This window comes from Luteolibacter flavescens, from assembly GCF_025950085.1.
Lineage (GTDB): Bacteria > Verrucomicrobiota > Verrucomicrobiia > Verrucomicrobiales > Akkermansiaceae > Haloferula > Haloferula flavescens.
In genome coordinates, this window is record NZ_JAPDDS010000003.1 from 467,462 (window position 1) to 492,422 (window position 24,961).

At 62.8% G+C, this 24,961-nt stretch carries 21 protein-coding genes; 10 read left to right on the forward strand and 11 right to left on the reverse strand.

What is annotated here, in order from left to right:
* Positions 1 to 11: 11 nt before the first annotated feature.
* Together OKA04_RS07815 and gloA2 are read left to right on the forward strand one after the other, a co-directional pair.
* The gene (locus OKA04_RS07815; RefSeq protein WP_264500589.1) at positions 12 to 2,054 is read left to right on the forward strand and encodes a hypothetical protein; all 2,043 of its coding nucleotides are present in this window, start codon (positions 12 to 14) and stop codon (positions 2,052 to 2,054) included.
* Complete coding sequence (gene gloA2, locus OKA04_RS07820) at positions 2,051 to 2,437, forward strand: SMU1112c/YaeR family gloxylase I-like metalloprotein (RefSeq protein ID WP_264500590.1); 387 nt, start codon at positions 2,051 to 2,053, stop codon at positions 2,435 to 2,437. The genes OKA04_RS07815 and gloA2 overlap by 4 nt, the downstream gene beginning before the upstream one ends.
* Positions 2,438 to 2,442: 5 nt before the next feature.
* Here the strand turns inward: gloA2 and OKA04_RS07825 are convergent, their stop codons facing one another.
* Entirely contained in the window at positions 2,443 to 3,405 is a 963-nt protein-coding gene (locus OKA04_RS07825; RefSeq protein ID WP_264500591.1) for a helix-turn-helix transcriptional regulator, read from the reverse strand.
* Between the two features lie 159 nt (positions 3,406 to 3,564).
* Here OKA04_RS07825 and OKA04_RS07830 point away from each other — a divergent pair, with 159 nt between their 5' ends.
* Both OKA04_RS07830 and OKA04_RS07835 read left to right on the forward strand, forming a co-directional pair.
* Positions 3,565 to 5,007, forward strand: coding sequence for a hypothetical protein (locus OKA04_RS07830; RefSeq protein WP_264500592.1), 1,443 nt, complete (start codon positions 3,565 to 3,567; stop codon positions 5,005 to 5,007).
* Between the two features lie 138 nt (positions 5,008 to 5,145).
* Positions 5,146 to 6,393: a DUF2314 domain-containing protein gene (locus OKA04_RS07835; RefSeq protein ID WP_264500593.1), complete on the forward strand. Its 1,248-nt coding sequence runs from the start codon at positions 5,146 to 5,148 to the stop codon at positions 6,391 to 6,393.
* A gap of 7 nt (positions 6,394 to 6,400) precedes the next feature.
* On the opposite strand, the gene OKA04_RS07840 is transcribed toward OKA04_RS07835, so the two are convergent.
* On the reverse strand, positions 6,401 to 6,847 hold the full coding sequence (locus OKA04_RS07840) for a dimethylsulfonioproprionate lyase family protein (RefSeq protein ID WP_264500594.1): 447 nt from the start codon (positions 6,845 to 6,847) through the stop codon (positions 6,401 to 6,403).
* Between the two features lie 131 nt (positions 6,848 to 6,978).
* Here OKA04_RS07840 and OKA04_RS07845 point away from each other — a divergent pair, with 131 nt between their 5' ends.
* On the forward strand, positions 6,979 to 9,654 hold the full coding sequence (locus tag OKA04_RS07845) for an MGH1-like glycoside hydrolase domain-containing protein (RefSeq protein ID WP_264500595.1): 2,676 nt from the start codon (positions 6,979 to 6,981) through the stop codon (positions 9,652 to 9,654).
* A gap of 218 nt (positions 9,655 to 9,872) precedes the next feature.
* Here the strand turns inward: OKA04_RS07845 and OKA04_RS07850 are convergent, their stop codons facing one another.
* Together OKA04_RS07850 and OKA04_RS07855 are read right to left on the reverse strand one after the other, a co-directional pair.
* Entirely contained in the window at positions 9,873 to 12,527 is a 2,655-nt protein-coding gene (locus OKA04_RS07850) for an Amuc_1099 family pilus-like system protein (protein WP_264500596.1), read from the reverse strand.
* Positions 12,528 to 12,550: 23 nt separating this feature from the next.
* Positions 12,551 to 13,087, reverse strand: coding sequence for an RNA polymerase sigma factor (locus OKA04_RS07855; RefSeq protein ID WP_264500597.1), 537 nt, complete (start codon positions 13,085 to 13,087; stop codon positions 12,551 to 12,553).
* Positions 13,088 to 13,202: 115 nt separating this feature from the next.
* On the opposite strand from OKA04_RS07855, the gene OKA04_RS07860 reads away from it, so the two are divergent.
* Positions 13,203 to 13,802: a polysaccharide biosynthesis/export family protein gene (locus OKA04_RS07860; RefSeq protein WP_264500598.1), complete on the forward strand. Its 600-nt coding sequence runs from the start codon at positions 13,203 to 13,205 to the stop codon at positions 13,800 to 13,802.
* A gap of 121 nt (positions 13,803 to 13,923) precedes the next feature.
* On the opposite strand, the gene rpoD is transcribed toward OKA04_RS07860, so the two are convergent.
* Positions 13,924 to 15,945 (reverse strand): RNA polymerase sigma factor RpoD, encoded by a 2,022-nt coding sequence (rpoD, locus tag OKA04_RS24590; protein ID WP_319800603.1) that lies wholly within the window; start codon positions 15,943 to 15,945, stop codon positions 13,924 to 13,926.
* Positions 15,946 to 16,076: 131 nt separating this feature from the next.
* On the reverse strand, positions 16,077 to 17,957 hold the full coding sequence (gene dnaG / locus OKA04_RS07875; protein WP_264500599.1) for a DNA primase: 1,881 nt from the start codon (positions 17,955 to 17,957) through the stop codon (positions 16,077 to 16,079).
* Positions 17,958 to 18,091: 134 nt separating this feature from the next.
* Here dnaG and OKA04_RS07880 point away from each other — a divergent pair, with 134 nt between their 5' ends.
* The gene (locus tag OKA04_RS07880; protein ID WP_264500600.1) at positions 18,092 to 18,265 is read left to right on the forward strand and encodes a hypothetical protein; all 174 of its coding nucleotides are present in this window, start codon (positions 18,092 to 18,094) and stop codon (positions 18,263 to 18,265) included.
* A gap of 85 nt (positions 18,266 to 18,350) precedes the next feature.
* Complete coding sequence (locus OKA04_RS07885; RefSeq protein WP_264500601.1) at positions 18,351 to 18,797, forward strand: tetratricopeptide repeat protein; 447 nt, start codon at positions 18,351 to 18,353, stop codon at positions 18,795 to 18,797.
* Between the two features lie 68 nt (positions 18,798 to 18,865).
* On the opposite strand, the gene trpB is transcribed toward OKA04_RS07885, so the two are convergent.
* Positions 18,866 to 20,065, reverse strand: coding sequence for a tryptophan synthase subunit beta (gene trpB / locus OKA04_RS07890; protein ID WP_264500602.1), 1,200 nt, complete (start codon positions 20,063 to 20,065; stop codon positions 18,866 to 18,868).
* Positions 20,066 to 20,499: 434 nt separating this feature from the next.
* Here trpB and OKA04_RS07895 point away from each other — a divergent pair, with 434 nt between their 5' ends.
* Positions 20,500 to 20,919 carry a hypothetical protein gene (locus OKA04_RS07895; RefSeq protein ID WP_264500603.1) on the forward strand — a complete coding sequence of 140 codons (420 nt, stop codon included), beginning with the start codon at positions 20,500 to 20,502 and terminating at the stop codon, positions 20,917 to 20,919.
* The gene (locus tag OKA04_RS07900) at positions 20,903 to 21,241 is read left to right on the forward strand and encodes a hypothetical protein (protein WP_264500604.1); all 339 of its coding nucleotides are present in this window, start codon (positions 20,903 to 20,905) and stop codon (positions 21,239 to 21,241) included. The genes OKA04_RS07895 and OKA04_RS07900 overlap by 17 nt, the downstream gene beginning before the upstream one ends.
* Positions 21,242 to 21,503: 262 nt before the next feature.
* On the opposite strand, the gene OKA04_RS07905 is transcribed toward OKA04_RS07900, so the two are convergent.
* The 4 genes from OKA04_RS07905 to OKA04_RS07920 form a co-directional block, all read right to left on the reverse strand.
* Positions 21,504 to 22,007, reverse strand: coding sequence for an 8-oxo-dGTP diphosphatase (locus OKA04_RS07905; protein ID WP_264500605.1), 504 nt, complete (start codon positions 22,005 to 22,007; stop codon positions 21,504 to 21,506).
* A 232-nt stretch (positions 22,008 to 22,239) separates the two neighbouring features.
* On the reverse strand, positions 22,240 to 22,575 hold the full coding sequence (locus OKA04_RS07910) for a hypothetical protein (RefSeq protein WP_264500606.1): 336 nt from the start codon (positions 22,573 to 22,575) through the stop codon (positions 22,240 to 22,242).
* 105 nt (positions 22,576 to 22,680) lie between these two features.
* Positions 22,681 to 23,982: a hypothetical protein gene (locus OKA04_RS07915; RefSeq protein WP_264500607.1), complete on the reverse strand. Its 1,302-nt coding sequence runs from the start codon at positions 23,980 to 23,982 to the stop codon at positions 22,681 to 22,683.
* Positions 23,983 to 24,107: 125 nt separating this feature from the next.
* On the reverse strand, positions 24,108 to 24,947 hold the full coding sequence (locus OKA04_RS07920; RefSeq protein ID WP_264500608.1) for a hypothetical protein: 840 nt from the start codon (positions 24,945 to 24,947) through the stop codon (positions 24,108 to 24,110).
* Positions 24,948 to 24,961: the final 14 nt, after the last annotated feature.

Here is a 24,961-nt window from a genome sequence, read left to right on the forward strand (position 1 = left end):
AAAGGCTGCCGATGACCGATCCCGCCCAGCGCTTCATCGCCGCCGCCACGTCCCCGCTGGGGGACAATGCGGAGCACGAGATCATTGCCCGGAATGAATTGCAGGAGCTAATTGGCCGGAATGCGGGAACAAAGGAGGCAGCGCTGGATGAGGCGGCAGCTCGCATGGAAAAGGCCGGGAAGCCCAAGCGATGGTCGGCGTGGAGGATCGCGCTTTATTCCGCCACCGCCGTGATTTCGGTCCTGGCTTTCAATTTCGCCGGGCGGGCCTATGACTCGATCCAGCAGGTCTCCGACTACTTCGGCGGCCCGCTCAGCTCGGCGAGCGGGCCCAGCGGAGGAACCAACTGGGAAGAGCGACTGCTCCGCGATCTCACCCCGGAGCAGCGCTTGCTGCTGATGGGCGACACTTCCCGGCCCCGGAAGTCCGAACGGATAAAGGCCCTGTGGAACTCCGACCCTTTCAACCCGGCCTATTATGCGGAATATACGATTCTCTTCCAAAGCGATCACAAGAAGTTGCCGCCGGACTTCCTGGAAACAGCTCGCAAGCTCGATCCTGACAATGCGTGGTTCATCCTGATGGAAGCGGCACAGCAGGCCAAGGAGTCGGTCCGCATGAACCCGCGGACCGCCAAGGAGAAAAAAGATGACATCCCGCCGACCTACACCGTCCTCGATGAGGCAAAGCTGGATGAGGTGATCGCACTGATCAAGGAAGCGGGGACCAAGCCGCGATTCGACTCCTATCAGGCCAGCTTGCTCCGGCAGCGGATCCCCCTGTTGCCAAAGCGGACCGACTTCGTGAGCCAGACGCTGCCTCTAGCCTATCTGGCCGGGCTAGAAACCGACACCCTCCGCCTGCGGAGCCTGGCGGATGCAGTGAATGCCCAGTGCGCGATTTGGGCCACCGCGGGCGATGCTGAGAGCTTCCGGGAACTCGCGGCGAAATGGGAAAGCTGCCTCTCCGCCTGGTCGCAGACCGATGGGGCTTTCATCATCGATCCCTTGATCCTGAAGGCGATCATTGGATCTACCGCCCGGGGACTTGAAGACTGCGCAAAACGTCTCGACATGAATGCCGAGGCCGAACGCTGGGGAGCGGTCACCAAGTGGATGAAAGACGAAAAAGACAGAAGGGATAGCGTAGAGATCGATTCTGAAATCAGGCGTCGCGGAGGGATCTTCGCAGGCTTGACCATTCCCGCGGCGAACAAGCACACGGCACGCGCCCCCGTGATCACGGATGAAGATCTGAAGCCCGCACGAGAGGCGGAGCACGAGTTTCTCTCCCGCGTTTTCACGCCGGCGCCGTGGTCGATCATCGGCCTCATGGCCTTCGCTGCCGCCGTCTATCGACTGCGGGGTAGTGCGATGGTGCGTGCTATGGCACTGAGCCTCGGCAGACTGCCAGGCCCGCGGGATTGGGCATGGATCATCGGCGGCGGCGTCATCCTGCCGTTCTTTTATTACCAATTCATCTATCGCCTGAGTCCGTGGGGAGGCCGGGATTGGAGCATCATGGCCAGCGATTTCATCGTGCCATCCGGCCAATTCGCCGCGGCAGGTTGGCTCATGATCATGATGCCCGTCATCATTGCCCGCTGGCGTGTGGGAAAACGGGCAGAGATGCTGGGATTCCGCACGCGACCTCGATGGATCGAGTGCATCGGCGTGATCCTCGGGGCGCTGTCCATTCCGGTCTTCGGCGTCGCATTTCAAGGCGGAGCGGAAGAAAAGACCATCATGATCGCCGCCGGGGTGATGCTTGGCACGCTCCTGCTTGCCTGGGTGATCGCCGGGGCGCGCGCCTTGTTTGGAAAGCAGCAGCACTCGCTTCGCCGGATCATAATGACCCGCATGCTCGTCCCGGCCTACATGAGCGGCATGCTTCTGCTCGCCGTGGCAACGTGGTTCTACCATGCCGCCGAGCGGCGCTGGACCCAGCAGGACAGGCTGATGGATATCTCGGCCGAAGCGCCCTCCATCAGCGGGTATGAATACGAGGTCGCCAAGGCCATGAGGGAAGAACTGCAAGAACTCCTGAAGCCATGAATCTCCTCCGCCTCCATCACGCCGCGATCATCGCTTCGGACTATCCGCGGTCGAAGGCATTCTACACCGGAGTGCTCGGGCTGAAGATCATCGCGGAGAGGTATCGCGAGGCGCGGGACTCGTGGAAGCTGGACCTGGAGCTGCCGGACGGCACGCAGATCGAGCTCTTTTCCTTTTCCGATCCACCGGCTCGCCCGAGCTACCCGGAGGCGTGCGGCCTGCGGCATCTGGCATTCACGGTCGCGGATGTGGCGGAAGCGGTGAGGCTGTTAGAGGAGAAAGGAGTGACCGTGGAGGCGGTTCGCGTGGATGAGCTGACCGGCAAGCGCTTCACTTTCTTCGCCGATCCGGACGGGCTGCCACTGGAGCTGTATGAGGCCTAGCCGCTTCACACGCCTACCGTCTCTTCCGCATACATCCCAGCGAGTTCCCTGGCCACCGCCCCCATCCTCTCGCGGAGTTCGGGCGGATGCACGGCCTCGACACGCCTGCCAAAGCCCAGCAGCCACTCGGCCATCCACGGGACCGAGAAGCTCAGCACCTCCAGCTTCACTCGGCCATCCGCCTGCAGGTCGCTGGAGACCGGCGTGCATGGCATCTCGAGGCGGAAGCGCTCCAGCACCTCCTGATCCACGAGCACGGTGGCGGGCGTGAGTTCATGGCACTCGATGGAATCGCGCAGGAAATCCTTCACCGAGAATCCCGCGTGGCCCTCGAAGCACTCGCCGAGCACTTCCCAGCGGGCGACGCGGTCGAGCCGGAAGTCACGGAAATCCCGCCGCACACGGCACCATGCGATGAGGTGCCACTGGCGGGAGTAGAAGATCAGCCCCACCGGCTCCACGATCCGGTCGGTGAGCGTGCCGCGGTTCGCCGTATTGTAGAGGATGGCGAGGCACAGGCGGCGCACGATCGCATCCTGGATCGGCATCAGCGACTCGCGCTTCGCGCTGTCATCCGGCCTGCGGAACCACACGCCCACGGCATCCTTCAGGCGGTGGAGATAGTCCCGCTTTTCCTGCGGGAGCACGGAGCGGACCTTCAGCAAGGCGGAGCGCAGCGCGTGCTTCAGCGAGTCATCCGCGATCTGCTCCGTCACCTCCCCGCTCATGAAAAGCGCGGCGGCCTCGTCCTCCGTGAACATCACCGGCGGCATGTGATACCCACGCACCAGGCTGTAGCCGACACCCGCCTCCGCGATGATCGGCACGCCCGCTTCGCCCAACGCCGAGAGATCCCGGTAAACGGTCCGCACGCTGATCTCGAAGTGCCCCGCGATCTGCTCCGCCGTGATCACCCGCTGCCCTTGGAGCAGCAGGATCATTCCCGTCAGGCGGTCGATGCGGTTCATCGGTGGCGATCCTCCACCATGCCCTGAGCCTCCCTCAAGGCGAAAGCTCACCGGCCTGCTCGGACGGAAACGCCTCCATTCCCGGACGAAGATGAGTCGATGGCTCACCCGAGCGGAATTGACGCGGATGACATTCTGACATTCTATTCTCATCAACCCATGCACCTCCCTACCCATTGGCGCCTCGCGTCCTGGCTGGCACTTCTCTGCGGCCTCTCCACGCCTGCGATTGCCCAGACGCGCCACCCCGTGATCTCGCGGGTGGAGATCATGTTTTCCGTGGTGAGCCACTACAGCCACATCTCCGACAGGGTGAATTTCTACAACTCTCACGGCGTTCCTCGGGGTAACACCAACTACGCGGTGCCCCATCTGGTTTACGATCCCATCGTCACCCTCTACAATCCCTACAACACGCCGCTCACCATGACGCGGTCGCGGATCAAGATCTGGGATCCGCCGATCGGCTTCGCTTTCAAGAAGAACGACGCCCACCTACGGGACGATTTCGCGGAGGACAAATTCCACGGGCTCGCCCGCTTCCAGATCCAAGGCGAGTCCGACCCTACCGCCCGCAAGACCTTCACCCTGAGCCTGAGCGAGCAGAGGTCGACCGGGCAACCGGGTGGAAACATCACCCTCCAGCCCGGCGAGAGCCGGACTTTCTACCCATGGGTGGAGACGAACTGGACCTGGGGGCAAGAGACGGCCGGAGGCTTGACGTATCGCTCCTTCTTCGACTGGAGCCGGGACAGTGATTTCACCAACCGCGACCCTCGCACCGGCAACCTTTTCGGAACCGAGACGATCTCCCGTGGATACTTCAACTACCCTGATTTCCGCGCTGGCTTTCAGACCGATGGCTTGTCACTTGCATCGGGCCGTCCGCAGGCGTCCCGATACGACTTCGAGATTGCTCGCAATTGGACCGGCAACTGGGTGGGGATGAAATTCACGGACATCTTCAGTGTCCGCGTGAAACCGATGCGGACCAATCCCACCAACGGGGCGGACTTCCAGGTGGACCTGCTGAAGGGGCAGGTCCAAGACACCACCCGGGATGGTGTGAAAGCATTCCCGATGGATTTGGCAAATATCATCGACCACACGGATCAGTCAGCCATCTCCAGGAGATTCCGGGTCGGTCAAATCTTGCAGACTCCGACCGACAGTACCATCGGCGGCAAGAGCCCGTTTGCCAGCCTGATCATGATCGCGAAGGCGTCGGCCCTGCGTGGAAACCACTTCTACACCACGCCGGCGACGCCCGCGTCGGATCTCTACGAACTGCACTTCGCGGAGACGATGGATTTCAGCCAAGATGTGGTGGTCAGTCCGGGAGACATTCCGGTCGGCGGTCCCGTGATCACCGGCTACAGCCGCATCGGGGACAAACTCTACATCGACTTCTCCGGCCAAGCGAATCGCTTCGGCATCAGCAATTGGAAAGTCCGCGGCACCGATTCGCTGGAAGACGGCTTTCGCGACGACCTCGGAAGCGTGACGACCGTCATGGCTGGCATGTCCGCCAGCGGGATTTACAAGGCGATCATCGACATCAGCGGCCGCGGTGATCGCTACTTCGTGCGGATCGAGGAGTAGTTCCCGCCCCTTCCCGCTCGCCAAGCCCACGGCGATCCGCTCTTCTCCCGACATATGCGAACCTTGGCGGATGAAGCGAAGCAGGACTCGAATTTCGCATTCCTGGGAGTTGCGTTGGGCATCTGGATATCCTTCCAGATGTCTCCCACCTTCGGTCCTGTGGTGACCGTGCTGTTTCTTGCGCAGGCCGTCCTGCTGAGGATGCGGATGAAGGCAGGCATCATCGTGGCCATGCTCACCTATGCCTGCGGTGCCGCGTGGTTCGGTTGGGCACTCTGGGCGCTCGGTTTCAACTGGGGACGCGCCATCGGCATTGCAGTCATGGTGTTCTCCATCATCGGACGGTGGAACAAATTCGGGGATCTGCTGCGCGGCGAGGCATCATGGGACGACTCCGATGACAAAGACGAGCGCCGCGCCATGGCGCTGAACCAGGCCCGGGAGCAGGAGAGCAACGATGACGACGCGGATGAGGAAAACAAGCCGCTGACTTCCATCGTGCTGCTCCGCCGCTCCCCGAAGCCGCTGGATGACAAGATCCTGCTGGAGTATCTGCGCGATGCTTGGGACGAGCAGCGGAAGTTGGGCGAGGACGATCTTTTCGCCGTCGGCGACAATCCAATCTTCATCATCAAGAGCCCGCAGGGCATGTGGATGGTGCACAATCACCCCCGCCCCTACTTTGACGAAAGCCCGGCCCCGAAAATGGGCGAGCTTCGCCTGCGGAAGGCACTCGAGGATCACACCGCCTGGATCTCCGTGGATCTGATGAATGGCTTCCTCGGCGACCTGCCGACGGACGTTTACTACCCCTACATCTTCCGCCTCATCCGGGAATTGGCCGATGAAGACACGCTCGCGATCCTCCGCCCGGAGACCGGCCAGATCAATGTCTGGAATGACGAGGTGGCGAAGAGCCTCGGCTCGACGGACCCGCTGGAGGACTTCGCAACGCCGGTGCATTCCCCGGTCATCACCGTGCCGGACGATGATCCGCGGATGAAGGCTGCCGTGGAGGAAGCCCGCCGCAGCTTTGGGACCTTCCGCGAGGAATGGGCCAAGCGCGATCCCGAGGACACCTACATCGTGAAATCCGGCCTGCGCGGCGAGGAAAGCTCCGAGATGATCTGGATCGAAGTCACGGGCCTGGAGCCAGACTTCATCCACGGCACCCTGGCCAATGAGCCCGTCGATCTCGATGGAAAGCGCAAGGGCGACCGCGTGGAGGCCCCGGTCTCGGATCTCTACGACTGGGCCATCCTGAAAACAGGCGCGGATGCGCCCATGGGACTCTTCACCGAAAAGATCGTCCATCAGGTCCAGCGCGAGGCACGCGGGAAAGCCACGGGGACCTCCGGTCCGGATGCAGCCACCGCTCCGTCGTGAGGCCGGCTCACACGTAGTGGATGCCGTGCTCGGTGCTGATCGCGATGACGCGGTCCATGTCCGGGCCATCCTCACGATTGAACTCATCCGCGACGCGCGCGAAGAAGGTCTCGAAGCCCGATGGCGCGGTGTGGATGATCTGCTTCAGCGGAGTCTCCCCGGCATTCCGAAAGGTGTGGACGGATCCGCGCGGCATGAAAACCGCCGTGCCCGGTGGGACCTCCGTCCACTCTCCATCCTTGAAAAACTCGGCCCGGCCCTCGACGACGTAGAACCACTCGTCCTCGTGATCGTGCCGGTGAGGCGGCGGGCCACCGCCCGGTGCGGTGACATTCACGAACATGGTGTAGCGGCCCCCGGTTTCCTCTCCAGTGAGCTGGAAGGACGCGGTATCGCCGAAGGCATGGAGGACCTTTGCCTCGGCGATGGGGACGATGGAGGGGGGAAAAGGCATGGTGGTCGTGCTCATCAACCACCGGCCTAACGAATTTTTCAGCCGCCGCAATCCGTTGTTTCTCATTTGGATCTAAAGACCCGGCACACTCTTCCTAGCGCGATGCACGGTTCGTGCTCTAGCCTCCCCCCGTGACCCGTGAACACGAACGTCTCCAGGAAGACGAAGGCCGTGCAAAGAACTGGAAGCGCTGGGGCCCCTACCTCAGCGAGCGCCAGTGGGGCACCGTGCGAGAGGATTACTCGGAGCACGGACACAGTTGGGGCGAGTTTCCCCATGACCACGCACGCCGCCGTGCCTACCGGTGGGGCGAGGACGGGCTGAATGGCTGGTGCGACCGCCAGGGACGCCTGTGCTTCGCCCCCGCGCTGTGGAATGGCAAGGACACCATCCTGAAAGAGCGCCTCTTCGGCCTCGGCGGGAACGAGGGGAACCACGGCGAGGACGTGAAGGAGTGCTACTACTACCTGGAGTCCACGCCCACCCACTCCTACACGAAGGTCCTCTACAAGTATCCGCAGGCGAAATTCCCCTACTCCGAGATCCGCGAGCGGAATGCCCAGCTCGGCCGCGAAGGCCCGGAGCTGGAACTGGCGGATCTGGGGATCTTCAATGACGGCCGATATTTCGATATCGTCCAGGAAGTCGCGAAGCGCTCGCCGGAGGACCTGCTCTGGCGCATCACCGTGACGAACCACGGGCCGGATGCCGCACCGATCCACGTGCTGCCCACGCTGTGGTTCCGCAACATCTGGAAATGGGGCAGCGAGCGCGAGACGCCGCTGAAGAAGCCTTCACTCGAGCTGAAGGACGGCCGCATCCACGTGTCGCATGAATCGCTCGGCGAGTATTTCTTCCACGCGGACTCGCCCGACTGCGCCAGCGAGGCGAGCTGGCTCTTCACCGAGAATGAGACGGACTACAGCTCCGTCTATGGCTACGGCTCCCCTGCCCCGCGGGTGAAGGACGCCTTCCACAAGCTCCTCATCCATGGCGACAAGAATGCAGTCGCGCACAATCCCGCAGGGACGAAAGCGGCGGCGCACTTCGTCTTCAACGTGCCACCCGGGCAGAGCATCACGATCCGCTGCCGCCTTCACACGGTGAAGAACGACAATGGCATCGGCGGCCTCGACGGCTTTGACGAAACCTTCGCCGCCCGTGTCGCGGAGTGCGATGAATTCTACCATCAGGTCATCCCGAAGGGGCTCTCGCACGATGAATATCTCATCTGCCGCCAGGGCTACGCAGGCCTGCTGTGGACGAAGCAATTCTACCACTACGTCATCGAGGACTGGCTGAAGGGCGACAAGGACGGCCCTGCGCCACCGGCGGCGCGGCTCGATGGGCGGAATCACGACTGGTCCCACTTCTTCGCCCGCGACGTGCTCTCGATGCCGGACAAGTGGGAGTACCCGTGGTTCGCCGCGTGGGACTCGGCCTTCCACATGATCCCCTTCGCCGCGGTGGATCCGCACTTCGCGAAGGAGCAGCTCCTGCTGCTACTACGGGAGTGGTACATGCACCCGAATGGCCAGCTCCCGGCCTACGAGTGGAATTTCTCCGACGTGAATCCGCCGGTCCACGCCTGGGCCGTGTGGCGCGTCTACAAGATCGCGGATCCGAAGGGCGACCGCGACCTGCTCTTCCTGGAGCGCTGCTTCCAGAAGCTGCTGATGAATTTCACCTGGTGGGTGAACCGCAAGGACATGGAGGGGCGGCACGTCTTCGGCGGCGGCTTCCTCGGGCTGGACAATATCGGGGTCTTCGACCGCTCGCACGCGCTGCCCGATGGCGGGAAGCTGCATCAGGCGGACGGCACGGCTTGGATGGCTTCGTATTGCCTGCTCATGCTCGCCATGGCGCTGGAGCTCGCGGAAGAGAAGCCCGCGTATGAGGACATCGCCTCGAAGTTCTTCGAGCACTTCGTGAATATTACCGACGCGATCAATTCACTCGGAGGCAGCGGCCTTTGGGACGAGCGCGACGGCTTCTACTACGACCAGCTCATCGTGAACCGCGACGAACCGCTGCCGCTGCGCATCCGCTCGCTTGTGGGCCTGCTGCCGATGTGCGCTGTCACAGTGCTGAAACAGACGAAGATCGAGAAGCTGAAGGGCTTCCGCAGCCGCATGGACTGGTTCCTCTCCAGCCGACCGGACATCCTGAAATACATCAGCGTCCGCCGCTCTTCCGACAGCAAGAAATCCGCGCTGTGCCTGCTGGCCATCCCGTCCGAGGTGCAACTCCGCAAGACGCTGCGCCGCATGCTGGACCCGGAGGAATTCCTTTCGAAATACGGCATCCGTTCGCTGAGCAAGGCGCACGGCAAGGAGCCCTTCGTCTTCGAGCACGGCGGCGAGCGCAACGAGGTGACCTACACGCCGGGGGAATCCGACTCCGGCATGTTCGGCGGGAACTCGAACTGGCGCGGCCCGATCTGGTTCCCCACGAACTTCCTGATCATCGAGGCACTCGAGCGCTACCACCACTTCTACGGCGACAGCTTCAAGATCGAGTATCCCACCGGCTCCGGCGTGGAGAAGACGCTGCGCGAGGTGGCGATCGACCTTTGCGACCGGCTCATCTCGCTCTTCTGCCCCGGTGACGATGGCGCGCGCCCGTGCTTCGGCGGTGCGAACCGCTATCGCGACGTGCCGCATTGGCAGCACCTGCTGCTCTTCCACGAATACTTCCACGCCGAAACCGGTGAAGGCCTCGGGGCATCCCACCAGACCGGCTGGACCTCGCTGGTCGTGAAGCTCGTGAAAGACCGCCGCGAGAAGCTCTGCCAAGCCGGAATGTAGCAAGAAGCCCCCTGGGAGCGCGGGCCACTGGCCCGCCGAAGCACCTGGCAAATCCGCTACTTCTGCAACCCCGCAGAATGCTTCGCTCCATCAAAAGCGGAGCACCATGAGGAGTACGGACCTACGGTCCACACGTGTCGACGGAACGTCGACACGCCTCAGGACTGGAACTACGACATACATCGTAATTCCAGCCCCGCTTCAAAGCCTGCCTCCAGTCACTCCCCGCTCGCCTTCCGGATCTCCCGCGTGGTCGTCTCACCACTCGGAGACTTGGTTTGGATCACGATCTTCTCCGGAGTGACGCCTTGGAGGAAGTATTCCTTTCCCGAGGTATCACCTGGCAGAGTGAATTTCGTGTCTTCCTCCACCAGGATTTCCTGCCCTCCGGATTTCAGGACTGCACTACGGTCATAGTAGGCCTTCGCCTCCAGCTCGACATCGGGAAGCCCTGCCTGGGACTCATACCTCGCGCCCTTTTTGTTCGGCTTCAGGTCTTCGTATCGGGCGAACATCACTCGCTGGGTCAGCCCGGTCCGCTCGCTCGTCACCTCGCGCTCCTCGACACCGAGGAACTTGAAGCGCCCGGCAAACGCTCCGTCCTTGAAGAACTCGTCACCCGGGGAAAGCATGGCATCCGCGCCCACACGATTCTGCAGCTTCGTGCTCTTGTCAGAAGCGACTCCCACGAATCGCGGCGCCCACTTGCCACCCGACTGCAGGCCGAACTGCACGTACCACATCGTGGACTCATCCCTGAGGTAGCTGACGCCTTCCAAGGCATCCGCCTGCTCCTCCACCACCGGCAGCGGCGGCAACGGAAAGCGGCCGTGACGCGCCACCATCGAGATGAATTCCGACCGCTGCTCCTTCGCATCATCGGCCAGCGCCGGCCGCGCGATCTCCACCACCTTTTGCCACGGCATATCGGCCAGCTCCGGCATCTGCCGCAGCTTCATCCCGAACAAGGCGACCGCGGAGGCGAAGCGGAAATCATGGCCCGCCTGCTCCCATGCCTGCGGCTCGCCCGTCAGCGGCGACTCGATCAATTGGCTCACATCACCTTCGGGGTGCTTGTAGCGCAGCTTCAGCGTGAGCCAGTCATCGCTCGCCACCGTTTCCTTTTCGACGGGCTTCTGATAACGCAGGCCGTCCACATTCCCGGTATTCGGCATGTCCACTCCCGGAGGCACGATTTCATAGAATGCGGTGACGGTGTGACCCGCACCGATGTCCCCGGCATCCACCTTGTCGTTATTGAAGTCCTCGTGGCGCAGGATGCGATTCGCATAGCCGATGAGCCGGTAGGCCTTCACCTTCGCGGGATTGAATTCCACCTGGATCTTCACGTCCTTCGCGATGGTCACCAGCGTGCCGGTCAGCTTTTGCAAGAAGACGCGCTCAGCCTCGCCGTCGCCGTCGATGTAGAAGTAGTTGCCATTCCCCTCGTTGGTGATCGCCTCCAGCATCGCGTCGTTGAAGTTGCCCGTGCCGAAGCCCACGACGCTCAGGCTCACGCCCTTCGCCGCGCCTTCTTTCACGAGCGTCACCAGATCCCCCTGCCCCGTGGTGCCAACATTGAAGTCGCCATCGGTCGCGAGGATCACGCGGTTCACTCCGCCGGGCACGAGATTCCGCGCGGCCATCTCATAGGCCCGCTTGATACCCGCGCCGCCATTCGTCGAACCACCGGCTTCGAGCTTCTCGATCGACCGGATCGCGGTGGAGAGGCCCTGTTCATCCAGCCGAGTCGGATCAAGGACCACGCCCTCGCTGCCGGCATAGACGACGATCCCGAGGCGGTCCCGCTCATCGAGTTGGTCGAGCAAAACACGCATCGAGCGCTTCAGCAGCGGCAGCTTCGCCGGATCCTGCATCGAGCCGGACACATCGATGAGGAAGACGAGGTTCGATGCCGGGCGCGCCTTTGCCTCGATCTCGCGGCCCTTGATCGCCACGCGGGCGAGCAGGTGCTGAGGCTTCCACGGGCAAGTCGCCAGCATGCCATGCACCGCGAAGGGACTGTCGTTCTTCGGGCCTTCGTAGCGGTAGTCGAAGTAGTTCACCAGTTCCTCGATCCGCACCGAGTCCGCCGGGACCGAGCCACCGGCCTGAATCATCCGCCGCACATTCATGTATGACGCCGTATCGACATCGATGGAGAAGGTGGAAAGCGCTTCCTGCCATGGCGACTTCCACGGCTGGTCCACGAGGCGCCCGTAGTTTTCCTCCGAGAGCCCGGCATCCGGCACCTGCTGCGGCCTCCGCTCTAACAGACGCTCCTCTTGTGGCTGGAGTCGACCAAATGACGTCGGACTCCCGTTCATCGACCGCGCCTTGCCCGGACCCATTGCCAAGCCAGAGCCGTGGCCAATCCCCGTGCCCCGACCTCCGCCTACTCCGCCGCCTTGGCCGAGCCATTCGCCATCCACACTGGCGATGTCTGCTGGCGGAAGCCCATGATCCATGGGACTTGCGGCTGGAGCCGCGGGCAACTGGAGCTGCGCGGGACTCTCTCTCAGAATGTGATCGTCTTGCGCACCCGCGTCCCGGGAGAGCCTGACCTGAGCATCCACGGCCGGATCACGCATGTTCACACGCGGAGCAGCGGACTTTTCCAGGGCTGCAAGCGGAGCCTCCTTCGTGCGACCATGTTGCCAGGTCATCACGCCTGCAGAGACCATCACCGCGGCGGCCGCCGCCGTGGACCACAGCACGGCCCGCGGGCCGCGCTTCCGCCGGTGGGCGAGCGCTTTCCCGGCATCCAGCCGGGCATCGATGGCTTGCAGGAGTTCGTCGTCCGCCTTGCCTCGCGCTTGCTCCCGCAGCAGCGAGTCGAGAAGACGGTCATTCGGATCTTCAGAAGGATTCATTGGAAAAGGGAAAGGGAAAAGGTTCAGAGATTTTTCGACAGACACAGCCGCAGAGCATCCCGGGCGCGCTCCAGGCGCTTGCGCAGGGCGGCGGCATTCAGGGAAAGGAGCGAGGCGGCTTCGTCGCTGGTACGACCTTCATCGTAGGTCACGCGCAGCGCCTCGGCCATCGGCTCCGGCAGCTTGTCCCGGCACTCGGCGAGCCGGGCGAAGAGAGCGGCATCCCCGGAGGAGTGGGGGGCCAGGGTTTCCTCCAGATGCGACATTGCCTCTTCGTCGAAGGGCACCTCGCGCGAATGGAGGCGGCAGTGTTCGCGCCACTTGTTCCGGACGATGCCGCGCATCCACGCGGCGAAGTCCCGGGTGACTTCGAATTTGCCGACATTCTGCCACGCCGCGACGAAGGCGTCCTGCACCAGCTCCCGCGCCGTGCCTTCCGCACCGGCCAAGGCGCGGGCATAGGACAGGAGCGTGAGGTGATGCTGTCGGACGAGATCGGTGAAGCGTTGCCGGTCCATCGGTTCGGGTGGGGATAGGGCGAGGGCTTGCATGGCTTTCATGAGGCATTGCCAGCAGGACTCCGGATTGTGACATGAATCTTTCCATCATCCGGCGGATGACGAGGCGGAAAGATTGGCTTGCACGCTCTCACTTTGTTTCACAAAGCTAATTCCGATGAAAGCAATCCTCTTCCTGACGGCACTCATGTCCATTTCCCCACTCATCGCCGGACTGGAGCCCGGAGATACCCTGAAGATCAGCTTGCTTGGCCTGAGTGCCGAGGAGCAGCAGAAGGTGAACGGCGAGTATCGAGTCGGAGAATCCGGCACCATCTCGATGCCCCTGCTGGACGCCCCCGTCACCGCCCGCGGATTGAATGCCGAGCAACTCGCCCGCGCGATCGAGGCGGCCTATCGCGCCGAACAGATCTACACCAAGCCGCGCATCCAAGCTGAGGTGCTCGCTGGTCCCGACAAGTCGGCCGAAATATCCCAGGTCAGCATCGGCGGCCAGGTTCGCAAGGCCGGAGCCGCGCCCTACCGCAAGGGCATGACCGTCATCCAGGCCATCGACGCCGCCGGTGGGCGCAATGACTTCGGCAGCCTCAATGTCATGCTCATCCGCGGAGAGAAGCAGTACTGCCTCGATTTCCAGAAACTGGCCCACAAGAACATCGTCCTTCTCCCGGACGACTCCCTCCAGATCGAGCAAAAGGGCGTCGTCGACCGCTGGAAGGGCAGCGACGAAACGGTGAAGCCGCTGCTGGCGAAGTAGCCGGGGCCACGCCACATCGCGCGGATAGTTGCTCCGCCAGTCGCGGGATACACCCCATCCGCGTGTCGCAAAGAAAAAGGCCGGCTTCGTGAGGAAGCCGGCCTTTTCTTGGAAGACGTCGTTACGCTCCCGGGAGCTCGATGAATCCCTCGAGCTTCCGGATACGGGTGGGGTGGCGCATCTTGCGGAGGGCCTTGGCCTCGATCTGGCGGATACGCTCGCGGGTGACCTGGAACTGGCGGCCCACTTCCTCAAGCGTGCGGCTGTAGCCGTCCTTGAGGCCGAAGCGCTGCTCCAGCACCTCGCGCTCGCGCTCGGTGAGGGTGTCGAGCACGTCCTTGATCTTGTCCTTCAGCATGGAGAAGCCGGCCTCCTCCATCGGGTTGTCGGCGGTCTTGTCCTCGATGAAGTCACCGAAGGAGGTGTCGTCCGAGTCGCCGACAGGTGCCTGCAGCGAGATCGGCTGCTGGGCCATCTTGAGCACGGCGCGGACACGCTCGACGGGCAGGTGGATTTCCTCGGCGATTTCTTCCGGGGAGGGCTCGCGACCGTATTCCTGCACGAGCTGCTTCTGCACGCGCATCAGCTTGTTGATCGTCTCGATCATGTGCACCGGGATACGGATGGTGCGGGCCTGGTCGGCGATCGAGCGGGTGATGGCCTGGCGGATCCACCACGTGGCGTAGGTGGAGAACTTGTAGCCGCGGCGGTATTCGAATTTCTCGACCGCCTTCATCAGGCCCATGTTGCCTTCCTGGATGAGGTCGAGGAAGGAGAGGCCGCGGTTGGTGTACTTCTTCGCGATGGAGATCACGAGGCGCAGGTTGGCCTCGACCATCTCGGTCTTCGCCTTGAGCGCTTCCTTCAGCCAGTGGCGGAGGCGCTTGTTGGTCTCGTCGAATTGCTCGATCTCGTGCCAGCAGCGCTGCTGGATCTCGCGGAGCTTGGTGACGAATTCCTTGTCCTCGGGATCCGCCTGCACCTTGCGGCCGTACTTCCAGAACTTCTGCTGGTAGTCCTCGACCTGCTCGCAGAAGTCCTCCACGACCTTCTGCTTGAAGTAGAAGCGGGTGTAGAGGCGGTGAAGGGTCTGCAGGTTCTTCTCGAACTGCTCCTCCAGCTTCTTCTTGCCGCGCGGGTTCTTGGCGGACATCTGGCGGAAGAGATCCTCGTTCTCCTCGTGGAGCTGCTTGAGCTGCTCGCACTGCTTCGGGAGGATCTTCATGTAGCGCTCGCGGCTCTCGATCTTCTTGTCGAGGATCACGCGGTCGAAGCGCTCCTTGCCCTTCAGCAGCTTGTCGGCGAGCTCAAGGTAGCACTCGGAAACGAAGCCGAAGAGGTGAAGCTGCTTCGCCACCTCGATCTCGGCGTCTTCGATGCGCTTGGAAATCTCGACTTCCTGCTCGCGGGTCAGCAGCGGGACCTGGCCCATCTGCTTGAGATACATGCGGACCGGGTCGTCGAGGATGTCGAGCTTCTGGTCCTTGCTGTCATCCTCGAGGTCGTCGTCGGCGTCGCGCTTCTTGTCCTTGAAGCGATCCACCTCGGAGGCGTCGATGATGTCGAACTCCATGTTCCGGAGTCGCTCCATGATCGCCTCGACGTCCGCCGGCTCGACCAGGTCGTTCGGCAGGATCTCGTTGATGTCGTCGTAGGTCAGGTACTCCTGCTCCTTGGCGAGCTTGATGAGTTCGCGGATCTTTTCCTGAATCTCCGGGGTATCGATGCGCGGCTTCTCGGAGTCGGCGCGTGCCGGGGCCGGTGCGGCTGCGGCGGCAGCATCCACGCCCTTCTTCGTCTCGGCGGCCTTCGAGTCGCCCTTCTTGGTATCGGCCTTCTTCGGCGCTTCGGCGGCAGCCTTGGGCTTCTCCGCCTTCACCGGTGCCTTCTCTGCCTTGGCAGGGGCGGCCTTCGCCGGAGCTGCCTTCGGAGCAGGCTTGGCAGGAGCAGCGGCGGCTGCCTTCGGGGCGGGCTTCTTGGCCACGGGCTTTGCTTCCGGCTTCTTCGCCGCCTTCGCGGGCTCGGCCGGCTTCTTGGCTTTCGCCGGAGCAGCAGCAGGCTTTTTGGCAGGCGCGGGTTTCGCTTTTGACGTCGGCGTGGTGGCCTTCGGTTTGGCAGCGGAAGCAGCTTTCTTGGTGGACATGGAAAGATGGAATGGAGGGAGGTTCAGGACAAAAGTCTCCCATTATAGCGCAAACAGACCTGGGTCCGAAGCGGGCGGGAATATTCGGGGCCTTCCCGGGACCGTCAAGGATTGTTTTCGACCACTGAGGATCAGTGACTTTTGCGCGGAAATTGCTTGGGAGGAGGTTTGCGATTCGGAGCAAAGCGTTCGGTGAAAACGAACCGCTGTTTGACACCCTTGAGCAGTTCCGCGACCAATTTCGTCTCGTTGAGCAGACGGCTCAGCTCGCCCATCGAAATGCCGGGGCGGCTCATCCGGGCCTGGAGCGAGGCGTCGCGTCGCAGCAGCGCATTCGAGCAAACTTCCGACAGGGCAGTCTCGGTGGCAGGCAGGACGTCTTCGGGCGGATCGTTGTGAAATTCGGGATTGCTGGTCAGGGCGAGCCGCTGTGGCTCTGTCAGGCCGGAGATGAAGCCATTCACCGCGACATGGGAAGTGGGGTCGGGGCGCGCAGAGAGAATTTCCTCCAGCAAGGAGATCCCCTCGATGAATTCGGCGGCCTCGTGCAGGGTCTCGTATTGCTCCGCCAGCCACTCCTGGCCGACGGCCGAGTGCAGGGCGATGCCGCAGAGGTAGGCGACCGTGGGATCGATGGGCATGCCTTGGACCACCGGCACTTCCGGCTCGGCGGGCGCATCCCGATCGGCATTCCGCGGCTTGGCCTTCGAAGCCCGGGCGGCGCGGTTGACGGCGTTCTGGAGCTCGATGGTGCCGGCCCGCAGGCGCGTCCCCACATGCTGGATGATGCCCTCGCGAACCACCGCGTCCGGCATCATCGAGAGCAAGGATATGCATTCCTTCTCGAATGCCAGCCGGTCTTGCAGGTCGTGGAGTTGGCCGGCGGCGGTGGCTTGGTCGATCTTGAAGTCGAAGAAATCCGCGGCCTCCGCCAACAGCTCCCGGAAGGCATCCGCGCCATGCTTCTGCATGAAGGAATCCGGATCCTCCCCCGCAGGCATGCGGACCACGCGGACAGATATATTTTCCGCCGCCAGCTCCCGGTAGGCCCGGTCCGCCGCGGTGAAGCCCGCCTTGTCCGCATCAAAGCACAGCAGAGCGCGCTTTGCATAGCGGCGCAGCAGCTTCGCGTGATGCGGGGTGAAGGCGGTGCCAAGCGGCGCGATGGCCTGGGTGATGCCTTGCTCGTGGCAGGCGATCGCATCGATCTGCCCTTCGCACAGGAGAACCGACCCCTCCTTCAGGATCGCCTTCCGCGCGCGCTCCAGGGCGAAGAGGACATTCGATTTCTTGAAGACGGGAGTCTCGGGAGAGTTGATGTATTTCCCGCTATTCGGGTCATGCCGGAGTTGTCTGCCGGAGAAGGCGATCACGTCCGCGTGTTCATTGCGGATCGGAAACATCAGCCGGTCGCGGAAGCGCACGAAGACACCGCCCCGCTCGCTCTGGCCGAAGATACCGGCCTCGATCCACTCGCCGCGCTTGTAGTTCTTCGTGCGAGCCCACTTGAGGAAGACCTCCGGGTTCTCCGGCATCCAGCCGATCTGCCAGCGCACCGCCATCTCCTTCCCGAAGCCGCGCGACTTCAGATACTCCCGCGCGTGGGTGGCCTCCTCGGTGAAAAGCATCTGGTGGAGGAATTCACACGTCTCCCGATGCAGGTCGAGCAGACGGCCGCGCTGGCGCCGTGCCCGGTCCTCCTCCGGACTGCTGACCTCCTCCTGCACCGTGATGCCCACGCGTGCCGCGAGCTTCTTGATCGCGTCCGGGTAAGTGAGGTTTTCGATTTCCCGGACGAAGGTGATGGCGTCGCCGCCCTTCTTGCAGCCGAAGCAATGGAACGACTGGCGGACGGGATTGATGTTGAAGGAAGGCGTCTTCTCGTTGTGGAAAGGACAGAGCGCTTTGTAAGTCGCTCCGGCGCGCTTCACGGGAATGTAGGACTCGATCAGCGCCACGATGTCCGTGGCTGCTAGGATCTGCTCCTTGGTTTCCTGCGAAATCTGCGACACGCCGGAGAGTAAAGCGTGGCCCGGCGGAAAGCGAAAGCGCGCGGATGCCGAACTTTTCAGATGCGGGGACAAATCCCCGGTGCAGCTTCGCTCTGATCGATGGAATCCTCCGTGGATCAAACGCAAAAAAGATCATGAAAGTCGTCCGCAAGAACGCCAAGGGTGAAACCCGCGAGCTGCTGCTGAAGGAATACTTCCTCAATGCCTACCTCATCGCCCTGCTGAAGCGGGTGGGTGAAGGTGCAGCGAAATTTTCGCAAGCCCCCGCCCCCGAGCTGCAGCCGGTCCGGGTCCGTTCCGGACGCTAAGATTCTGGATTGTGACGTTTGAAATGCGAGGTTGCCTTGCCGGAAGCCGGAAGTTAGGTTTCCGGCAATGGATGACCTCCAAATCATGAGGTCCGCACTGGGCTGGCTGGAACTGGGTCTACCCGAGGAAGCCTTGTCGGAACTCGCCTCGCTCTCCGCGAGGGACCGGATGCGTCGGCACGCGCTGGAACTGCGCCTCATCGCCGAAATGGAAGCGCACCGCTGGAATGCTGCGGCGGATACCGGCCGGTTGCTATGCCTGAAGGAGCCGAAGGAAGCGCGCTTCTTCATCCATGCCGCGTATTGCCTGCACGAGACCGGCGACACGCTCGCCGCGCGAGACTGGCTCCTGCGCGGGCCAGCGACGCTGATCGAGGACCCGCTCTTCCACTACAATATCGCCTGCTACCTCGCCGTGCTTGGCGATTGCAAGCAGGCGGAGTCGCACCTTGAGCGCGCCTTCGCCATGGACGAGTCACTCCGCCAGACGGCGCAGGAAGACACGGATCTAGCGGCGCTGCACAAGAAATGACGTGACCGGGCGAGAGGAGCAAGGAGCCGGACGCTGGTCATCCGACTCCACTCCCCTGCTTCGTCTGGTCAAACGCCGCCTAGCAGATACTTCGCGGCTTGCTCCACGTCCTTGTCGCCGCGGCCCGAGAGGTTCGCGACGAGGATGGCGGTCTTCGGCAGGCTGCCTGCGATCTTCGAGACGTAGGCCATGGCGTGGGAACTCTCCAGCGCGGGCAGGATACCCTCGGTGTGGGCCAGTTCCTTGAAGGCGGCGAGCGCTTCGTCGTCCGTGGCGTAGGTGTACTCCACCCGACCGATATCCTGCAGGAAGGCGTGCTCCGGCCCCACGGCCGCGTAGTCGAGACCGGCAGAGACGGAATGCGTGAGCTCGATCTGGCCGTCGTCATTCGCGAGCAGCCAAGTCTTCGTGCCCTGCAAAACACCGAGCTTTCCACCTTGGAAGCGGGCCGCGTGCTTCTCTGGGAGGATGCCCAGGCCACCGGCTTCCACGCCAACCATGCGGACATCATCGTCCTGCAGGAAGGGATGGAAGAGGCCGATGGCATTTGACCCGCCGCCGACGCAGGCGACGAGCAGGTCCGGCAGGCGACCTTCCTTCTCCAAGATCTGTTGGCGGGCCTCCAGGCCGATGACGCGGTGGAAATCGCGGACCATCATGGGGAAGGGATGCGAGCCGAGAGCGGAGCCGAGGATGTAGTGGGTGTGATCCACGGTGGCGACCCAGTCGCGCATCGCTTCATTCACCGCTTCCTTCAGCGTGGCCTGACCGGCCGTGACGGCACGAACCTCGGCACCCATGAGCTTCATGCGGGCGACATTCAGCGCCTGCCGCTCCATGTCCACGGCGCCCATGTAAACGACGCACTCCATGCCAAAGCGGGCGCACACCGTGGCGGTGGCCACGCCGTGCTGGCCGGCGCCGGTCTCCGCGATGATGCGCTTCTTGCCGAGGCGCTTTGCGAGAAGGATCTGGCCGATGGCGTTGTTGATCTTGTGCGCGCCGGTGTGCAGCAGGTCCTCGCGCTTCAGGTAGATCTTCGCGCCGCCCAGCTTCTCCGTCCATCGCTCGGCAAAGTATAGCGGCGTCGGGCGGCCGACGTAGTTCGTCAGCAGGTCATCGAGCTCGCGCTGGAATTCCGGGTCCTGGCGGGCGGCGTCGTAGGCCACGGACAACTCCTGGAGCGGAGCCATCAGGGTCTCGGGCACGAACATGCCGCCAAATTTGCCAAAGTGGCCGGTGGCATCGGGAAGCGTGGGAACGGGCATCGCGGCGGGAAGAAACCATAGCCAGCCCCCGATGACAGCGGAAAAAATCCTCCCGCGGGTCATGCCCGGAAGCCCGGCCCGGAAATCACCTCCGCCATGCCCGAAAAGGCGTCTGTTAGATCCGAAAGAGGGCATCCGACGGAGGCTTCGCGAAAAAAACCTACGCGATAAATTTATTTACACCCCCCTCTCCCTTGGCAATTTGGTAAGCCGAAAGGCCCCTTTTGCCGAAATTCCAACCCATATGTGGGCCATTTTCGAGCGCCCTGATGCCTGCGGGCATGCGGGCCCGCGGTGATCTTTCTAATCTCCGCTTAGTATCAGCACACCCGGTTGGTCGGATGGCCTTATCCATCCGGCAGTGTTTGAAGTCTGGCATGCCTATTTAATACCCTCTTGCCCAATGACTTACGCTCATGCTTTGTTTTCACCGCATGATCGTCGCTCCCCCTATCCCGCTGCTTGCCAGCACCCCTGCCCTGCGGCCGGTCTTCCTCATCGTGATGGGGGCCTTCCTGCTGCTTACGGCATGGCGGATGACGCGCGGGACCCACGGGTGGACGCCGCGGCTGATTCTTGGCGGGGCCCTGATGCTGGCCTTCGGCTACTCCGTCGTCACGCCGCTCTATCAGGCGGGCATCATCCTGCCGATGGGTGCGATGGGCATGATGGGCGCCGACCCGGACGCGATCGTCCTGTGGCACGCGGTGCGACTGTTTTCGATGAATGTGGGCTGGCTGGTCTTTGGCACCGGCATGGCGATGCATGCGGGGCTTTTCGAAACCGCGAAGTCCCCCGCCCCCGTCCAAGCACCGAGCCCGCGCACCACCCCGATCCATGGACCTGTTGCTTGAATTCCTGATCAAAGGCGGATTCCTCTTGGATGCCCTTGGCGTGATCGGCCTCGGCTTCGTCGGAGTGGCAGCCGTGCGCCTGGCGAACCGCTACCGCTCCTGGGGTGGCTCGCTGATTGCCAGCGGCGCGCTGATGTTGCTGCTGGGCCGTCTCTGGGTCATCGCGGAGAAGCAGTTGATGACGTCCGACATGCGGATGTCGCTCGGCGAGGCGTGGACCACCATTTTTTCCATCGTGCCCATGGGCCTGCTGACCATGGGGCTGGCCTGCGTCGTATGGGGACTCTGGGGCCACGAGCAGTGGCTCCGGGAAGAGCGCTGAGCCAAGAAACGAAACGGATTTTCCCCCGGATAAGGCGGCACACGGTCTTCCAAGGCCGGTGCCGCCTGCTTTTTGGGGGCGATGAAGGGTCAGCGGTCACGCCACAAAGACACGGCCCGAACCCGCCTTCCGTAGCTGCGTTCGTGAGAACGCGGGAAGTGAGGCCGGAGACGACCACACCCTCGGCCCAAGGTGAAGCGCACTTCTCAGGTCGCTTCCGTAGTGTCACCACCACGACTACGTTGGTGTGCTGTCGCCCTGCTCAAGCAGGCCAGTGGACGTCCCATTCGATGTCCTGCCACACGATGTCCTCCTCACCATCGAAGATGAAGCGCCCGTGGAATTTCCGCCCGTCGAGCATCTGCGGTAGCCAGTGGATGTCGTCCTTCCACATGCGCTCGTAGGGGATGTCAGCCAACCGGCACCACAGCGGCTTTGCCTCCACCGTCTCCACCGGCCGGCCCTCGAAACCATAGGCGAGGAAGACGTGGCACAGGATGTCCGGGATGGTGCCCATGGCGAAGTGGAGCTCGCCCATTTTCACCGGACGCAGCGCGGTGATGCCCAGCTCCTCCTGCGTCTCGCGGATGGCGCACTCCAGCGGGGTCTCGCCGGGATCGATCTTGCCGCCGGGGCCATTGATCTTCCCCGCGCCGATGCCGCGCTTCTTTTCGATGAGCAGGATCTCCCCGTCCCGCACGATGAACATCAGCGTCGCGTGGATTTCCGCGCGCCAGCTTGCCCAGTCGATCGGGGATGGAGACATGCGCGCAAGTAGCGGCCCGAGCACAGCCCGTAGCGAGGGAAAAAATCCCACCACGCCGCGACAGCGATGGGGAGGGTCGACGTTCCGTCGACACAAGCCGTCTCACCGGCCGCCCCCAATCGCTGCCAACCCCGAAATCATCGTCTCCAATCCAGAATCCGGAGCTGCGAGACAACCGCGGAACGCCATGGACACTCGCGTCGACGACACGTCGACACCCCTTATCCCGAATTCAGCGCGACACCCGCATCGAGAGCACCTTGTCCCGCGGTATCCAGTTCTCATAATTCCCCTCCTTCAGAACGATCCATTCGCTGGAGATAGAAGAGAGGTCACCCTGCACCTTGTTGTCCGTCACCTCGAAGTTATCGCTGCTCGCCCCGCCGGAACGCCGACTTGAGGGGTAATTCGGATCCAGCGTCACCACGCAACGGGAACCCACCGGATTCGTCACCGCCTTCCCCGCGGGCGTTCCCGCAGGCTGCTGGGCCTGCGACGACTCGCTGAAAAATGGGACACCTGCAGCAACGATCGCAACACCGGCAACGATAGGTAGGATTGGTTTCATCGTCCGCAGCGTAGCACTCTTGGCAAGCCCGCCAGACCGGCGATCCGGCCGTCCGCGCAACGTCCAAAAGATATGACGTGATGATCGAGCCCGGTGCTCTAGAGTTCAGAATTCACGCACCACATCGAGATACTTCACCGCCACCTTGCGCGTTTCCTCGTAGGCGTCGGATAGGCATTCCACGGCAATCCACCGGGGCAGGGTCGAGCGCTTGATCATGACCTTCACGGCATCGAGGCGGCACATGCGGCAGGGGCCGTGCTCGTAAATCCAGAGGGGGATTCGTGGGTCGGCCATGCGGTCGTTTTCCCTCGCCAGATCCAGCAAGGCAGTCCCGACACCATGGATCTCATCGTCGTCCGCCAGGAGCGCCGGGGAATTGATCGCCCGCAGCAGCGGTTCCACGTCTTCCTCCAGTCCGCTGCGGCGAAGAAGTTCCGCGAAAAATCCAACCTCACCCCGCGACAATGCCTCGTAGGCCGCCGTCCTCACCTGGGGCTCCGCATGGAGGGAAAGCACCCGGTGGGCTCGCCATTTCACGCGGTCCTCCGGATGCAGCAACAGTGGCAAATGATCCTCCCGGAATTCCGGAAGACCGTTGCGCTGGAAGAACCAGAGATAATTCTCCAACTGAACCGGCCCCATCTCCGAGAAATCGAGCGCAGCCACCTTCCGACGGTCTTCGGAAGACGCTGTTCGCCCATATCGAAACAACCGGTGCTCTCGCTTGGAGGAGCACAGAATGAGCCGGATCAAATCATCCACCGGCGGCGGCGTAGAGTCCGGCACAGACTTAGGGCGCTCCAAATCTTCCAGCACGGCTTCCCTGTAGGCGGCGATGTTCGGATTCGCAGGACTTTCCCGGTCGAGAATGGCCATCGCACTTCCCTCCCCGTCTCTATCGTCGAGTTCACTCATCAGCCAGGAGCACACCCAGAATTCCTTGTCCTCCAGAAGTCGCTGCCCCAACCGGTCAGCCGCAAAGATGAACCCATCCGCCCCTTCGATCTCCACGATTTCAGCGCAGCCTAACAGATCGTTCCTCTGCTCGTCGAAGCGGCACATCTCGCGCAGCGCAGGCAAGGCCGCCTCATATCCCCGAAGGAAGAACTCCTTCAGCAGGGCGCAGCGCAACCCGCCGTCCTCGTCCCCGGCTCCATCACCGCGGGAGATGATGGTTTCCACCAGTCCCGCCGATTCACACAGCCTGGCCAGCCACGCCTCTCCTTTGCCTTCGCACTGGGAGTCATAGACCTTTGAGAAAAGCGCCGCGTCCAGGATATCCTCACGCAGTCCCTCGGTGCCATGCTTCTCCGCCTGGATGAGCGCCCGCCCGTGCCCTGTCTTCAAGGCCCGGATGAACGTTTCCTTGGCAAGCGGATAGGAAGGTTCGGTGATTTCAAGCATGGGCAAGAGAAGCGACGGGTTGTCGCTCAGGAAGTCGGGATCAACCCAGTGAACCGACAACGATATGCGTGAATCCATTCATCACGCACACCCTGATTGCGCACGCGATCTTACACCACCTCCCCCTACTGGAGAGCGAGGCATTCCTCAGCAATCCACCGGGGAAGGACCGAGCGATCCGCCATCAGATCCACGGCCTCGCGGCGACACATGCGGCAGGGGCTGTGCTTGTAGATCCAAATGAGGATTCGTGGGTCGATCGTCTCTTGCTCCCCTGCCAGATCGAGCAGGCGCAAGACGGCGGAGCGCAACTCGTCATCGTCCGCGAAAGCTCCCGGGGCGCTGACCGCCTCCAGCATCGGGCCGATGTCCACGGGGCGGGCGTGACGATGGAGCAGCGTGACGAAATTCAGGACCTCGCCACGAGCCAGCGTCTCGTAGGCGGCCATCCTCAACTCCGGGTCCGCGTGATGGGACATCGTGGAGTGGGCCTGCCGCCTCACTTCCTCGTCCAGATGAGAGAGCAGGGGCAGATGCTCTTCCCAGATCTCCGGGAAGCCCGTCCTGTCGAAAAAGCTCAGGTAATTCACCAGGCCGGCAGGCCCCAGCTTGTCGAAGTCGAGAAATGCGATGGTCCGGCGTTCGTCCGGCGTCGCGAGTTCTCCCGCATCGGATAGGCCCTGCACGGGAGTCGCCGAGGTGAGGATCTGCTCGAGGCATTGCTCCAGAGGAAATGCCTCCCGTGACCGCATCGGAACAACGTCCTGCTCCTGCCACCTGACGGTAGCGTGCGAACGCGTGGAGCAAGCCCGCGGGAAGAAGGCGACGTCGGCGAATCCATCGCCGTGCCTCTCCGGCCTGCGCTGCTGCCCGGCACGAGCCGTCGCACGCCCGTGCCCGGGGACCAGCGCCCGGGCGACAGCCGCTTTCTCAAGCGGGTAGGCGGGCGCGGCGGAGTCAGGCATAGGGAAAAAGGCGC